Origin of the sequence: Pseudoalteromonas phenolica (assembly GCF_005886345.1) — a bacterium.
Classification (GTDB): Bacteria; Pseudomonadota; Gammaproteobacteria; order Enterobacterales; family Alteromonadaceae; genus Pseudoalteromonas; species Pseudoalteromonas phenolica_A.
The window spans coordinates 34,547-48,819 of record NZ_PNEC01000010.1; the positions used below are offsets into that span (position 1 = coordinate 34,547).

The window sequence follows — 14,273 nt, forward strand, 5'->3', positions numbered from 1 at the left end:
GAAGCAACCGCGAGGCGCTTCCTTTTTTGTTTTAAATTTACAAGACGCTAACTAAGCGCTTATAGCCTCTGCTTGTGATCTTGCTGCTTTTGTTAATCTCACCAGCTCTTTACGCACTGACATACCATCATGGCATGGCGTTTCAAATTGAATGAAATAGTTTTTCTCATTAGCTCTTAGATAACAGCCATCCGATACGAGCGTTGTCATCGCAACATCATCGGCTTCAATATTATGAATGAGCTTAAGAATGAGTTGGTTGGCATCGCGGTGATCTTCATTCATGTGCTCTACCATGCGAGCTTCATCTTCAAGTGAAAATTGCGGCGCTTCTAGTTGCCATTCATTTTGTTCAATCCAGAAGATGTGGCCAAAGCCCCCGATGTAGCGAACACGCTTAACTTCCATTCTCCAAAGCTGAAAATCATGGGCTTGTCGGTACGATATGGCTTCTGGATATTGTCGCTCGTATCTCGCCAGTAGCAATTCAGATTCTTCTATTGGTACTGGGGCTGCATCACCGACCACCGTAACGCGGGCATGAGCATTCTGATCACCTTGTTCTGCAGCATCAAATACAGTGGCACACATTCTACTGTCTTCACTTAAGTTTCGTGAGTGTTGCGCAATCCCTGCAATATAAAAAATAAGTCTACCTTGATTGTCTGTCATAAATGGCGACACAGACCCAAAAGGATAACCTTGCAGGTTTTTTGAAATTGTTGAGATCACACAAACATGTGACTGTCTGACTAAAGTGCGTGCTTCAAAAGCTGCCTGTTCACGCATTTTGGGCTCCTGTAAGAGGTTCTGAAAAAATCATAGGAATTGAAAAGCTGGGATGTTGGTTAATTTGCATGCCAGCTCTATATATAGGTTGTAGTATGTCTGTTTTAAGGACATGTTGCGGACTACCATCTTGATGGATATATCCATCGTGCAGTAATAAAACCCTATCCGCATATAATGACGCAAGGTTTAAGTCATGCAATACAGCAATGACGGTATTACCTTGCTGTGCAAATGCTTTCGCTTTACCTAACGTACAATGTTGATGATGTAAATCTAATGCAGAGGTCGGTTCGTCAAGCAACATGAGTTTGCCTTTGGTATCCGTTTTATGTGCATTGAGTTGCGCCAAGCATCGAGCAAATTGTACCCGTTGAAACTCTCCACCCGATAACACAGTGACATCTCTATTTGCTAAATGAGCCAAAGAGAGCATCTCAATGATTTGACTTACGGTGTCGGCCTGCTCTTTGGTGCTTTCTTGATAAGGGTAGCGGCCCATGGCAATCAATTCGGCTGCACTAAACGCAAAATTGACGCGATTATTTTGCAATAGCATAGCTCTTTGTTTTGCCAACGTATTTGGGTCAAAGTCAGATAACAGCTGATTGTATAAGGTCACCTGACCAGTAAAAGATAAATCATCACAAATTGCACTTAACAGTGTTGATTTTCCGGCGCCATTTTCACCCAGTAATACAATAAATTCGCCTTGCTTTGCGTTAAACGACAAGTTCTTAATAATATGCTTATTGCCGCGTTTAATATTAAGGTTATGACATTCAAGCATGCATACCTCGTTTTTGTTTAATTAATTGATAAATGAAAAAAGGTGCGCCAAATAATGCGGTCACAATGCCGATTGGTAATTCAGACGGGGCAACAATTAAGCGTGCTATCCAATCAGCCAGTAGCATTAACAAACAACCCAGCAGCATACTCAGTGGCAGCATTTTTCTTAGATCTGGACCAACTAGTAGTCTTGCGATATGCGGCACTACAAGCCCAACAAAACCAATCATGCCACCCATAGCAACAGCACCGCCAACGCCGAGTGCTACGAAAAAGACGACTTCTGTTTTCAGACGTTTTACATTGACGCCCAAATGTCTTGCGTCACGTTCGCCCAGCATAAGGGCATTAATTTGTCTTTTTTTCATAAGTAAACAGAGTGTGCTCACTATTATAAGTGGTGCACCATAGGTAATGGCTGACCAGCTCGCACCACCCAGAGAACCCATTTGCCAATACGTCATCAAACGCAGTGCACTGTCATCGGCAAAGAAGCTAAAGAGTCCAATTATCGCCATGGCTATCGCATTGATGGCAACGCCGGCGAGTAGTAGGGTTGTTATTTGTACTTGCCCTTGGTGGTTGGCTAGACGGTAAATAATACTGGTAATCGTTAACGCTCCGACAAATGCAGCTGGCGCAATCATGGCTTCATTAATGAAGCTTACTTTTGGCGCGAGTGCAATGACGGCAATCGCTGCGACAGCCGCACCGCCAGTCACCCCCATTAAACTCGGATCTGCGAGTGGGTTTCTACATAAGGCTTGTGTAGCGGCCCCACTGCAAGCTAAAACCGAGCCGATCAGAATGGCCAGAACAAGTCTTGGTAAGCGAATTTGCGATACTACGCTAAGTTGCAATGTGTTGATGTCGGTTACAAAACTATCGGGCATTAACCATGCAATTGGAATTTTCCAATCCCAACCCACTGGTCCCGTGCTTAATGAAAGCCAAGCCAAGAAAAAGAGTGAGATGGCACTGAGCCAATACCATTTTAAGTGCTGGTTAGAGTGAAGTGTAGGAAGCGCAAGAGTGGTCATAGTACATTTTTAAGGTGAAATTCATTTAATGTCGCGATAGCTTCTGGTAAGCGTGTTGTCATACCCAGTGCCATTAAGGAGTCCATAATAAGTAGCCGACATGCTTTTGCAGCTGGAATTAACGCAAGTGCAGCCTGTTGGCAAAACTTTTCAGCGCCGCCAGCGCCATTTACAACATGGCTAGGTGCCACCAAGAAATCAGGGTTACTCACTACTAAAGATTCGCGGTTAAAAGGTTTAAAGCCCTTATGTTGAGCGAGGTTACGCACGCCTGTATAACTAAAAAGTAAATCAGGCACCGTTTCTTTGCCTGCGACCATTAACCCTCGCTCACCAGCTGAAAGAATAAATAATGCTTTAGATTCAGAAAGGGGGGCTTTGGCTGGCAATGCTTTTTTTAGTTGTGCGATAAGCTTTTGCGCGCTTTCTTGTTGGTTTAAATCAGTGGCGACTTGATTGATTAATTGAAAAAGCCCATCTACATGCTTAGGTTTGTTATAAAGCTTGAGTGCAACACCTGTACTCTTTAATTGCGTAAGTACTTCGGGGCGACCTGTACCTTCTAAGGCAAGTATAATTGTTGGTTGTTTTGATAAAACGCCTTCGGCAGCCAGATCTCGATAATAACCTACTTTAGGTAAAGCAACTGCTTTAGGTGGCCAAGTACTTGATGTATCTACAGCGACTACTTTCTCTCCAGCGCCAAGTGCATAGACAATATCTGTGATGGTGCCACCTGCAGTTACAATTCTTTGTGCTGAGCTATTAAAGCTAATGGTTAAAAGCAGTAAACCAATAGAAATAATGTGTTTCATTGTTTTCTCTTGTTTATAAATTTTTATAGCACTCATAGCCATAGCTTTGGCTATATGAGCAAATTGCTAAATCCCTCTACGTTACTTCATCCTCGTTTGCTGATAATACCTATCAGAACGCTCAAAATCTACATAATAATGAAAACAATTATCATTTGTTATTAATTTGAAATGTGATTATAGTGCTCTCGAAATTGATTCGTTCTTCCTGTTTGAGGTAAAAAAATGTTTAAGAAGACACCCATTTCGATCAGTATTACTGCAGCTGTACTAACTGCATCATGTTCGTTTATTACTGCGGCTGAAGAAGCTCAGTTTGAAAAGCAAAGTGAAGTTATCGTTGTATCAGGCTCTCGAATTGAGCAAAAACTGGTTGATGTTGCGGGCTCAGTGAATGTCGTTACTGAACAAGAAATTGAACGTGAGTTGGCAGTGGACTTAAATACCGCATTTAAGTATCAAACAGGGATTACAACATCGGGCTCTACAGGTGAAGCTCAAGCGCTTAATATTCGAGGTATCGGTGGAAACCGTGTGGTTTATATCAAAGATGGCCGACGTATAAACGATGCCTATGCAGGCGGCGGTGGCCTGCTCATTGGTCGTGGATACTTTGATATCGATAATGTTCAACAAATTGAAGTTGCCAAAGGTGCCGCGTCCTCTTTATATGGTTCTGATGCGCTTGGCGGTATTGTTGTTATCTCAACCAAGGACCCATCAGATTATTTGGCGAATGACACCGCATATGCGCAATTAGGGTTGGGTTATTATGGCGTTAATTCTGAAAAGAGTTTTTCAGCTACGTATGCTCAGAAAGTAGGTGAGATGAATGCGACATCAATTCAATTAACTAGAAGAGATGGTAGAGAAGCGCAAAACTACCAAGAAAATCTGCCAGGCTTTGATTACACCTCGAATGCTGTATTGATCAAATCAGAATTTGATATTTCAGACAAAGAGCGTTTATTGGCAACGGTTGACTTTTTTGACCAAGAAACAAAGCAAGTTATAGCAGCCACAATTAATGAGACAACGGATCAGAATGAAAGCCTATCTGTGTCTTTAGCATTTGATAGCGCGAGTGCGACTGCTTTTTACGATAATTTAAAGGCACAAGTCTATTACACCAACTTTGAGCAGAAGAGCGACCAACTACGCGCAAATGACGGCAGTCGCAGTAGAACTGGTCCTTATACTGATTACAATGACTATCGATTCGATCAGTCTATTTTGGGAGCTCGGGTTGTACTGGATAAAAACTTAGAAGTAGCAGGGTTAAACCACCAATTCGTTTATGGTTTAGATTACGATAGTTATGAGACAGCTAGGCCACGATATAAAACACGACTTGATGCGCAAGGTAACAAACTACTTGATAAAGAAGGGCAGAAAACCTTCCCTGGTGCAGATACAAGTATGCTCGGGATATTTGTTCAGGACAATATAGCGCTTATACCTGATTCTTTAGACCTTAATGCTGGTATTCGTGTAGATAGTTATGACATGACGCCGAAAAAAGATGCCTTGTATGAGGGGGCTGAGTTTTCTGATATTACTGAAACGGCGTTATCACCGAAACTTGGTTTAGTTTATTCTTTTTCTGATAACCTTAATCTTGTTGCACAATACGCTCGAGGCTTTAAAATTCCACCACATGACCTTGCATATCAAAGCCATGGTGTTGAACCGTTTTACCAGATTTTACCAAATTCAGAACTAAATCCTGAAACCAGTGACAGTGTTGAGTTTGGCGTTAAAGGTGATTTTGAATCACATGGTTTTACTATTACCTTGTTCAATACAAAATTCGAGGACTTCATAGGCAATAAAGTTGTGCGTGTGGAGCCAAGTACCATTCCAAACATGCCACCAAAAACGTATTACCAATATCAAAATATCAGTGAGGTCGAAATAAAAGGGCTTGAGACAACTTATACAGTGTGGGTTAACGATAATGTCTCATTTGATACAGGCCTTACTTTTATAAATGGTAAAGATAAAGAAACCAATGAGTACTTAAATTCAATTAGTCCGCTAAATGGCTTTGTGAAAGCCCGCTATGAACAAGGCGATTGGTCAGTCACAGGAGCGTTTAAGTTTGCCAAGCGTATGACAAAGGTACCAAACAACGACATGGTTCAAACGTCAGGGTGGGGGACTGTTGATTTATTTACTGATTATGACTTTGGTGTAGTGAAGTTGAATGCCGGCATATTCAATTTATTTGATAAAGCATACACCCCTTATGAAATTGTTGCAGGTCAAGCTGCTGACGCTGATTTAACACAATTTACGCAGCCGGGAAGAAACTTTGCTCTCAATGCAAAAATGACATTTTAAGGCTGCTCTTCGTCACTAGATTTAAAAAACGGATGTGAGTTTTTACATCCGTTTTTTGTTCGTATGACAAATTTATTAAGCTTTTCAACTACCAAGCAATTACAGGGAAGGTGCCTAAGAGAATAAAATCCAAAACAAACTTGCATTGTTGAAAAAAACTCGTACAATTCCCCAGCTTCCCAAATTGGGAAGCAAATCTTATTAATGAAAACAGTCAACTAATTGAGGACGGTATGGTAACTATTCGTTTGCAACGTGGCGGCGCTAAAAAGCGTCCATTCTATCAAATCGTGGTTGCGGATAGCCGTTTCTCACGTGACGGTCGTTTCATCGAGAAAGTAGGTTTCTTTAACCCAATCGCTGCGGGTCAAGAAGAGAAATTACGTTTAGATTTATCACGTGTTGATCACTGGGTAGGTCAAGGCGCATCTCTTTCAGATCGCGTAGCTAAGTTAGTTAAAGACGCTCGTAAAGCGGCTTAATAGGCGTAAGTGTAACCATGAGTCAAGAAAACACCTCGATTATTGTAGTAGGTAAGCTTGGTGCCCCTTATGGTATTAAGGGCTGGCTTAAGGTGCATTCATTTACTGATGATCCCCAAGGGATCTTCGAATTCAGCCCATGGTTGATAGGGCAACAAGGTAAATGGCAATCTCTTGAAGTGAGTGACTGGCGTCGCCACAACAAGGGCTTTATCGCCAAGTTTGCGCAAGTAAACGACCGAGACGAAGCAATGGCTTTGACCAATGTGGAAATCTCAGTTGATTCAGAGCAACTTCCTGAACTCCCTGAAGGTGAGTTCTATTGGCGAGATCTTATCGGCATGTCTGTTGTAACTGATAAAGGTTATAACTTAGGCACAGTCGATGACTTGATGGAGACTGGTTCAAACGACGTTTTAGTTGTGAAAGCAAATAAAAAAGATGCGTTTGGCCAATCAGAACGATTAATTCCGTTTTTAACTGATTCAGTTATCAAAGGTGTTAATCATGAAGAAAAAGTAATTACTGTAGACTGGGATCCAGGCTTTTAAATGAGCCAGCAAAAACCATTATGGGTCGGTGTTATTTCACTGTTTCCCGAAATGTTTGATGCGATTACCCAGCAAGGCGTAACGGGACGCGCTGTTAAAAACGGTTTAATCGAGTTTAACAGTTGGAATCCACGAGACTATGCAACTGATAAGCATAGAACCGTAGATGACAGACCTTATGGTGGTGGTCCAGGCATGTTGATGATGGTTAACCCATTAAAACAAGCCATTCTTGATGCCAAAGCGGCAGCAGGAGAAAACGCCAAAGTAATTTATATGTCCCCTCAAGGGCGAAAACTAGATCAGCAAGGTGCAGCTGAATTGGCAGCATCAGAAAAACTGATATTAGTTGCGGGTCGTTATGAAGGTATTGATGAGCGGATCATCGAGTCTTATGTAGACGAAGAATGGTCCATCGGTGATTTTATTCTCAGTGGTGGTGAACTACCAGCCATGACACTAATCGACGCAGTCGCGCGTTTGGTGCCAGGTGTTTTAGGTCACAACCAATCAGCTGAGCAAGACTCCTTTTCGGATGGCTTGTTAGATTGTCCTCATTATACACGGCCAGAAACATTGGATGGCAAGCAGGTGCCTGCTGTATTACTCAGCGGAAACCATAAAGAGATAGCTAAATGGCGGCTTAAGCAATCATTAGGCAGAACTTGGCTTAGACGTCCTGACTTGTTGCGTAACCTAGCTCTGACTGAGGAGCAAGCCATGTTACTTGCTGAATTTCAGCGAGAACATGAACAAGCTTGTGGCTAGAAGACAGTTACACCTAGGAATGTGAGAAATAAAATGGCAAAAGTAAACCAAAATATTATTAAAGAGCTTGAAGCTGAACAGCTTAAGCAAGACGTACCTGCGTTCGGCGCTGGTGATACAGTTGTTGTACAGGTACGCGTTAAAGAAGGTAACAAAGAGCGTCTACAGGCCTTTGAAGGTGTTGTTATCGCTAAGCGTAACCGTGGTCTACACTCAGCATTCACAGTTCGTAAAATCTCGAGCGGTGAAGGTGTTGAGCGTGTATTCCAAACGCACAGCCCACTAGTAGATAGCATCACAGTTAAGCGTCGCGGTGCAGTTCGTCGCGCTAAGCTTTACTACCTACGTGAGCGTTCAGGTAAATCAGCACGTATTAAAGAAAAACTTAACTAATACGCGCGTTTTACTACGCTTTAAAAACAGGCCACTCTTTGAGTGGCCTGTTTTGGTTTATATGCCCAAAAAACCATATCGCACTTTGTGATGTCATAGTCTAAATTTAATTCATCCCTTCACTTTTATCTGTCATACCATCCTGTTAGACTAGTTGTAATTATTTATTTACTGGTGTTTATAAAAGTTTACATTTATGACGGGTGAGCAAACATTAGCACAACTTCGAGCCGGCATTGATGAATGCGACAGTCAGCTCGTACAACTTCTTGCTAAACGCAACGCATTAACATCTCAAATCGGTGCTATCAAACAAGAGATAGGTGCACCTTTACATGCCCCTGACAGAGAAAGCCTTTTGATCGAAGCGAGAAGGCAGCAGGCTGAAGAACACAACGTAAACCCAGATCTCGTTGAAGATATGCTTAGGCGCATGATGCGTGAAGCATACGAAAATCAGCAAAGTAAGTTAGCCTGTAAAGCGCCAGAGTTATCTCCTGTCGTGATTGTCGGTGGTGAAGGGGCGATGGGTCAGTTATTCGCTAAGCAGCTTACTCGCTCAGGGTATGAGATTCGTATTTTGGACCGAGCGCAACAAGCCGATGCAGAGACAATATTAACTGGGGCTAAACTGGTACTTGTGAGTGTGCCAATTAACGCCTTAGAAGAAGTGGTCTCGTCACTGCCTGCTCTACCTGATGAGTGTGTTTTAGTTGATATTACCTCAGTTAAGCAAGCACCTTTAAAAGTGCTTATGGATAAGCATATTGGTCCTGTTGTTGGTCTTCACCCAATGTTTGGCCCTGATATTTCTCACTGGGTAAAACAAACCATTGTGGTCTGTGAAGGGCGAATTCCTGAAGCATGTTCAGGGCTACTTGAGCAGTTAAAAGTGTGGGGTTGTCAGCTGGTCAAAATGGATGCGAAAAAGCACGACCAAGCCATGCAGATCATTCAGGTGATGCGTCACTTAACTACGTTCGTCTATGGCCAGTTTTTGGCGAAGCAATGCCATACATTAGAAGAGCTTCGAAGCTGCTCTTCACCTATCTATCAGCTTGAATTAATGATGGTCGGGAGGTTATTCGCTCAGTCTCCAGAGCTATATTCAGATATTATGTTGGCACAATTTAATGACGTTGAAGGTTTATTAGCGAGTTACCAGGAAACTTTTGAATTGACACTTGATAAACTTAAAGCTGGCGACAAGGCTGCATTGATTGATTCGTTCTCAGAGGCAAAACATTATTTCTCTGGTTCTGCAGAGCAGTTTTTAAAGCAAAGTCGTGGTTTGCTTAATAAAGCCAATGACGCAAAGGTATTAGATATATAAAGCTTAAACGACCACTTCTTAATGAAAGTAAAGATATTAAAAAGGCACTTTAGAAAAGTGCCTTTTTCAGTTAGCTTAATAGTTTCACTTTAAACTTCAACGGCTTGCATAGATTCACTTTGATAGCACCCTAAAATACGTACAAATTGAGTGTGATCTTTAAGCTCTTCTAAGGCATTTTGCACATGCTTTTCTGCCGTATTGGCAAGTAAATCAACATAGAATACTTCTTCCCATGGGTTACCTGGTACAGGGCGAGATTCTAACTTCACCATATTGATGTTATGTGCTTTGAAGACCATTAGTGCATCAGCCAATGAACCAACTTGTTGTTTGGTTGCCATAATCAGACTTGTTTTGGTTGGTATCTGAGTTGAAACTTGCAAAGCTTTACGCGCGACAACAATGAAGCGACTGTGATTTTCAGCCTGATTCGCAAGCCCAGATTTGATGACTTCAAGGCCGGCATTTTTACCTGCCTGCGCAGAGCCAATAGCAGCGCCATTTGGTGTTTCTGATGCTTGCTTTAAGGCACTTGATGTCGAATCACATGTTTCATGCAATACATCATCTAACCCTTGAATGAAGCGGCTACATTGTGCAAATGGCTGAGGGTGAGCAAATATTTTTTGAATATCAGTGAGCTCAGTACCTGGTGCTGCTAATAAGCAGTGCTCAACAGAATGAGTGACTTCACCGACTATGGTCACTTGGGCATGTTGTAATAAGTCGAATACTTCGTTAATACTGCCTGAGCTGGTATTCTCAATTGGTAAAAGACCATAATCTGCTTGACCTTTTTCAACATGCTGAGTGATTTGTTCAAAGCTTTGACAGCCCATTTCAACTAACTTACCTGGGCGGCGGCTGAAGTATTTATGACAAGCAAGTTGGCTATAAGAGCCTTGCCCGCCCAGATAAGCAACACGATGTGTGTCACTCAATGAATCAGGGTTTAGGCTTTTTTGTAGTAATGCCTGCTGATTTAAAACCGAATCTTCCAAAATAGTTTGAAAAACACTGTTTACATAAAACGCATCAAGACCGAGTGACTTACCATAGTTAATTAGCTTTTCTAGTAAAGCTTGTTCACGCTCTTCGTCGCGAACAGGTTTATTATTCGCAATTTTATATTCCAAAACGCTATGGCTAATGCGACGGCGTTTTGCTAATAACACCATTAAGTCTGAATCGATTTCATTTATATCTTTGCGTAAAGCATTTAAAGTATTTTCTGTCATAGGTCCTCACTCCCAGCGGCAAAAAAAAACCTCCCAGTTGGGAGGCTTATCTATTCGTAATCACGCGCAAACAGGTAAGCCTCTTCATCTAAAAAAGAAGCTAAAAAAGAAGTAAGTTTTGCGAGTAATTGAAATTGTCATTGTTAAGATAAATATTAATCTATTTACATACATTAGTAACATAGAGGCTATACACAAACAAGCGTAACCTAAATTAAAAGTTAGATTTTTTATCAATTTGTCAGTAGATAACCTCGCCTAACTTGGCGAATAGGGAAACATTCTGATATATTGGCGAAACGATATCGATATAAAAATAACAATTTTAATAAGGGTTTAGCAGTGGTCAATCGTCGACCCCCTTCAAGGTTTGGTTTTAATTCTTTAAGCGTCAAACTATCGATTTTAATTTCGGCGGTGTGTTTGGTCGCGGGAGTTTTTGCTGCTGCCTTTATGCTTAAATCGGAAGAGAAGCAGCTAGTCTATGAGGAATACGCGGACCTCAAACGGTTTAGCGTGCAAGTTATAAATCAATTCTCAAACTATCTAGATTTAAAAAAGAGCCTGTCAGAACAAGCTGGAGCGGTTGTTACTAAGCATCTATTCTATGATAGTAAAACCATTCAAAATCAATTACCTTCACCTGTTTTATATCGCAATGGTGCTTATCGAAGTACTGCTTCAAATGGTTTGTCAGCTGCTTACTTTGCAGGGAAAGCTTTATCACCAGAACTAAAAAGCTTGTTTGCTCGGTCGGAATCTCTATGGGATATAGTTGCTCCGCCTTTACTTCAAGATTTCTTTAATTTTTACATGGTTACAAACGATCAGTTTGTGAGAATCTCTCCCCCAAATACCTTATTAAACACTACGCCAAAGCAAGGTTTATTTGATGGCCAAACGATAGCTCAGCTAAAGCAAGAGCTAAATCCAACCCGAGAAGCTGTATGGTCAAAAGTACATTATGACAACATATGGAGTAAGTGGGTTATTAGTATTCTAGTACCAATTTATTTCGAAGAAGAGTATCAAGGTTTCATTGGTACGGATATCAGCATGGTGGATTTATTTAAGCATTTACCCGTCCCTACAAATAACCAGGGGTACCTCATATTCGATGGTCAAGGTAATATTTTAGCTGCGCCAAATTTGCAAAAGATTTTTAATACTGGTAACGCAATTAAGCGTGATGAATTAACCCCAGAGTTGGCAAAGGTGGTTGATGATTCACTGAAATTGAGATTACCAGAAAGAGAGTCGAGTTTTGATTTAAAAGGTGAAACACATCTAATTAATGTCACTCAGTTAACAGAGTTAGGTTGGTATGTTGGCATTTATAAAAAGAGAGACTCAGCACTGGCTGCCCTAGAAGAGTTGAAAGTTAAATTTTTTGGCTTATTCGTTTTATACGCAATGTTTGTAGCCCTATTACTCCATCAAGTGCTCTATAAACTTGTCTTACAAAGAATTAATAACACAGTAAGTGCAGTGAAAGACTTTGGGCGAGGGCAGTGGGATATGCCTGCGATGCCAAATAATGAGGATGAAATCGGCCTATTAAATGCCACATTTAATGACATGGGCAAAGAGATTAAAACCTTGGTAACAGGGTTAAACAATAAAATAACTGAAAAGGAGATAGCGCAAAAAGCAGCGGATAGATTGTCAAAAGCAGTGGAGTACTCGGGTACGGCTGTGGTGGTCACCAATGAGCATTTTCAAATTGAATATGTAAACCCAAAAATGCAAGAAATGACCGGTTACAATGACGCGCACTTTGCTCGACAACCTTTACTTAGCATTATTTCCAAAGAAATGGCTATTTTAATAGAAGATATAGATCTTGATTTAAGAAGTCGTAATTACTGGCGCGGTGATACAATTTTACAGGGCATTACCAATGAGCCTATTTGGGTTAGTTTGAGTATTTCACCAATTCGAGATGACAGTGGACACATATCAAGTTATGTCGCTTCAGCACAAGATATTTCTTTTGTAAAAGAAAGTCAGAGAAAGATGGAAGAGCTGGCTTACTTTGATACTTTAACAGGTTTAGCAAACCGTACTTTCTTTAGGATGCAGCTCAAAAAGTCAATGGCTCTAGCTGAGCGAGGACATTATGCTTTTGCCCTGTTTTATTTTGATTTAGATGAATTCAAACGTATTAATGATACGCTCGGTCATGATGCAGGTGACCGCTTATTAGTAGAAGTTGCAGATAGATTAAAAACACGACTTAGAGCTGAAGATACGATAGCACGATTAGGCGGTGATGAATTTGCTGTATTGCTCAGTGGCATAGAAAGTCGTGAAAATGCGATGGATGTAGCGCAAATTATTCAACGTACACTGAATGTTCCAATTAAATTAGGAAATAATGAAGTCATTGTCAGTGCCAGTATAGGTATTACGCTTGCCCCATTTGATAGCAAAGAAGAAGAGCAATTGCTTAAACATGCTGATTTAGCTATGTATGAGGCAAAGGCGAAAGGTCGAAATACTTTCCACTTCTATTCTCAAGAGTTGGATGAAGCTGCAAATGAGCGTTTATATGTAGAAAATGAGTTACGTTCAGCTATTCGTGAAAATCAATTTACATTGCACTATCAACCACAAGTCGATTATCGAACAACAGAAGTCGTTGGATACGAAGCATTAATCCGTTGGGAGCACCCAGAGCAAGGGCCTATTCCGCCTAGTAAATTTATTCCAATTGCTGAAGCAACAGGGTTAATTGTTGAGTTAGGGGAGTGGGTGCTTGAAGCAGCTTGCCGTTTCTCTGTTAAGCTTCAAAAACAAGGCAAAGTTGGGAATATGTCTATTAACCTTTCCGCGCGTCAATTTAAAGATAGCAATATGAAGAGGGTGTTATCAGATGTACTTGAGCGTACCAGCATGCCTGCAAAATTACTTCATTTAGAATTAACAGAAAGTATGTTAATGGGTGATGTAGAAGCAGCTATTTCTCAGTTACATCAAATTAAAGCGTTGGGGGTGTCTTTATCTATTGATGATTTTGGTACTGGTTATTCATCTTTAAGTTATTTAAAACGCTTCCCAGTCGATATATTAAAGGTTGATCGCTCTTTTGTTAAAGATATTCCAGAAGACTCAAATGATATGGAAATTACTGCAGCTATCATTGCAATGGCTCAAAAATTGAATTTAGAAGTAGTAGCTGAAGGTGTTGAGACCAAAGAACAAGTGGAGTTTTTAGCGAGAAATAACTGTTATATTGTTCAGGGGTACTTCTATAGCCCACCACTTCCAGAGCAAGCAGTTGAATTATTTAAGGTGTAGCAACTCAAATAAATGTAGGGGGATTTAACCCCCTGCAATTTTGACCTTAAATTTTAATGACTCAAGAATTTGTTTTAGCTTTTCTCTATCATCACCTTGGATTTCAATGACGCCTTCTTTTAAAGCGCCACCTTGACCCATTTTACTTTTTAAAGTTTTAGCTAGTTTCTTTAAATCATGCTCAGCAGGGTCAATACCCACCACTAACATAACGCCTTTGCCCTTTCTGCCTTTAGTCTGCCTTTCGATACGTACAGCGCCATCTTTGAAAAGCCTAACTTCAGGTTCACTTTTCTCACTTTCTGGCTTAATACGACCAAGCTCAGTAGAGTAAACTAAATTATTATCAGACATTGTTAAGTGCTCTTGTTGTGTAATATTTGTATCATACCAGTTTGTTTATAGGCATTGAATAAGTACAGAATA

13 protein-coding genes are annotated in these 14,273 nt (G+C 40.8%); 7 read left to right on the top strand and 6 right to left on the bottom strand.

What is annotated here, in order from left to right:
* Nucleotides 1-51 precede the first annotated feature (51 nt).
* From CWB72_RS05780 to CWB72_RS05795, 4 genes are read right to left on the bottom strand one after another with little or no spacing between them, the layout of a single operon-like run.
* Nucleotides 52-789: a HugZ family protein gene (locus CWB72_RS05780; protein ID WP_138629876.1), complete on the bottom strand. Its 738-nt coding sequence runs from the start codon at nucleotides 787-789 to the stop codon at nucleotides 52-54.
* Entirely contained in the window at nucleotides 782-1,579 is a 798-nt protein-coding gene (locus tag CWB72_RS05785) for a heme ABC transporter ATP-binding protein (RefSeq protein WP_138629878.1), read from the bottom strand. The genes CWB72_RS05780 and CWB72_RS05785 overlap by 8 nt, the downstream gene beginning before the upstream one ends.
* Nucleotides 1,572-2,621 carry a FecCD family ABC transporter permease gene (locus tag CWB72_RS05790; RefSeq protein ID WP_138629880.1) on the bottom strand — a complete coding sequence of 350 codons (1,050 nt, stop codon included), beginning with the start codon at nucleotides 2,619-2,621 and terminating at the stop codon, nucleotides 1,572-1,574. The genes CWB72_RS05785 and CWB72_RS05790 overlap by 8 nt, the downstream gene beginning before the upstream one ends.
* The gene (locus CWB72_RS05795; protein WP_138629882.1) at nucleotides 2,618-3,436 is read right to left on the bottom strand and encodes a heme/hemin ABC transporter substrate-binding protein; all 819 of its coding nucleotides are present in this window, start codon (nucleotides 3,434-3,436) and stop codon (nucleotides 2,618-2,620) included. Before CWB72_RS05795 ends, CWB72_RS05790 begins: the two co-directional genes overlap by 4 nt.
* Nucleotides 3,437-3,661: 225 nt before the next feature.
* Between CWB72_RS05795 and CWB72_RS05800 the strand changes: the two genes are divergently transcribed.
* The 6 genes from CWB72_RS05800 to tyrA all read left to right on the top strand — a co-directional run bounded on the left by CWB72_RS05800 (nucleotide 3,662) and on the right by tyrA (nucleotide 9,306).
* Nucleotides 3,662-5,779, top strand: coding sequence for a TonB-dependent hemoglobin/transferrin/lactoferrin family receptor (locus tag CWB72_RS05800; protein WP_138629884.1), 2,118 nt, complete (start codon nucleotides 3,662-3,664; stop codon nucleotides 5,777-5,779).
* A 233-nt stretch (nucleotides 5,780-6,012) separates the two neighbouring features.
* Nucleotides 6,013-6,261: a 30S ribosomal protein S16 gene (gene rpsP / locus CWB72_RS05805; RefSeq protein WP_130255275.1), complete on the top strand. Its 249-nt coding sequence runs from the start codon at nucleotides 6,013-6,015 to the stop codon at nucleotides 6,259-6,261.
* A 17-nt stretch (nucleotides 6,262-6,278) separates the two neighbouring features.
* Nucleotides 6,279-6,812 carry a ribosome maturation factor RimM gene (gene rimM, locus CWB72_RS05810; protein ID WP_138629886.1) on the top strand — a complete coding sequence of 178 codons (534 nt, stop codon included), beginning with the start codon at nucleotides 6,279-6,281 and terminating at the stop codon, nucleotides 6,810-6,812.
* Entirely contained in the window at nucleotides 6,813-7,580 is a 768-nt protein-coding gene (gene trmD / locus CWB72_RS05815; RefSeq protein ID WP_138482613.1) for a tRNA (guanosine(37)-N1)-methyltransferase TrmD, read from the top strand.
* A gap of 33 nt (nucleotides 7,581-7,613) precedes the next feature.
* A complete protein-coding gene (rplS, locus tag CWB72_RS05820; protein WP_058030692.1) occupies nucleotides 7,614-7,973 on the top strand; it encodes a 50S ribosomal protein L19 in 360 nt (119 codons plus the stop codon).
* A gap of 196 nt (nucleotides 7,974-8,169) precedes the next feature.
* A complete protein-coding gene (tyrA, locus tag CWB72_RS05825; protein ID WP_138567094.1) occupies nucleotides 8,170-9,306 on the top strand; it encodes a bifunctional chorismate mutase/prephenate dehydrogenase in 1,137 nt (378 codons plus the stop codon).
* A gap of 89 nt (nucleotides 9,307-9,395) precedes the next feature.
* On the opposite strand, the gene CWB72_RS05830 is transcribed toward tyrA, so the two are convergent.
* Complete coding sequence (locus CWB72_RS05830) at nucleotides 9,396-10,547, bottom strand: chorismate mutase (RefSeq protein WP_138567093.1); 1,152 nt, start codon at nucleotides 10,545-10,547, stop codon at nucleotides 9,396-9,398.
* 342 nt (nucleotides 10,548-10,889) lie between these two features.
* Between CWB72_RS05830 and CWB72_RS05835 the strand changes: the two genes are divergently transcribed.
* Complete coding sequence (locus tag CWB72_RS05835) at nucleotides 10,890-13,847, top strand: bifunctional diguanylate cyclase/phosphodiesterase (protein WP_138567092.1); 2,958 nt, start codon at nucleotides 10,890-10,892, stop codon at nucleotides 13,845-13,847.
* A 24-nt stretch (nucleotides 13,848-13,871) separates the two neighbouring features.
* On the opposite strand, the gene CWB72_RS05840 is transcribed toward CWB72_RS05835, so the two are convergent.
* Nucleotides 13,872-14,201, bottom strand: coding sequence for a stress response translation initiation inhibitor YciH (locus tag CWB72_RS05840; RefSeq protein WP_130255269.1), 330 nt, complete (start codon nucleotides 14,199-14,201; stop codon nucleotides 13,872-13,874).
* Nucleotides 14,202-14,273: the final 72 nt, after the last annotated feature.

Bases quoted from the DNA above. Each gene is read 5' to 3' on its own strand.
- rimM (WP_138629886.1), top strand. From the start codon at position 6,279: ATGAGTCAAGAAAACACCTCGATTATTGTAGTAGGTAAGCTTGGTGCC.
- trmD (WP_138482613.1), top strand. From the start codon at position 6,813: ATGAGCCAGCAAAAACCATTATGGGTCGGTGTTATTTCACTGTTTCCC.
- CWB72_RS05780 (WP_138629876.1), bottom strand. From the start codon at position 789: ATGCGTGAACAGGCAGCTTTTGAAGCACGCACTTTAGTCAGACAGTCA.
- tyrA (WP_138567094.1), top strand. From the start codon at position 8,170: ATGACGGGTGAGCAAACATTAGCACAACTTCGAGCCGGCATTGATGAA.
- CWB72_RS05795 (WP_138629882.1), bottom strand. From the start codon at position 3,436: ATGAAACACATTATTTCTATTGGTTTACTGCTTTTAACCATTAGCTTT.
- CWB72_RS05830 (WP_138567093.1), bottom strand. From the start codon at position 10,547: ATGACAGAAAATACTTTAAATGCTTTACGCAAAGATATAAATGAAATC.
- CWB72_RS05800 (WP_138629884.1), top strand. From the start codon at position 3,662: ATGTTTAAGAAGACACCCATTTCGATCAGTATTACTGCAGCTGTACTA.
- CWB72_RS05785 (WP_138629878.1), bottom strand. From the start codon at position 1,579: ATGCTTGAATGTCATAACCTTAATATTAAACGCGGCAATAAGCATATT.
- CWB72_RS05840 (WP_130255269.1), bottom strand. From the start codon at position 14,201: ATGTCTGATAATAATTTAGTTTACTCTACTGAGCTTGGTCGTATTAAG.
- rpsP (WP_130255275.1), top strand. From the start codon at position 6,013: ATGGTAACTATTCGTTTGCAACGTGGCGGCGCTAAAAAGCGTCCATTC.
- rplS (WP_058030692.1), top strand. From the start codon at position 7,614: ATGGCAAAAGTAAACCAAAATATTATTAAAGAGCTTGAAGCTGAACAG.
- CWB72_RS05790 (WP_138629880.1), bottom strand. From the start codon at position 2,621: ATGACCACTCTTGCGCTTCCTACACTTCACTCTAACCAGCACTTAAAA.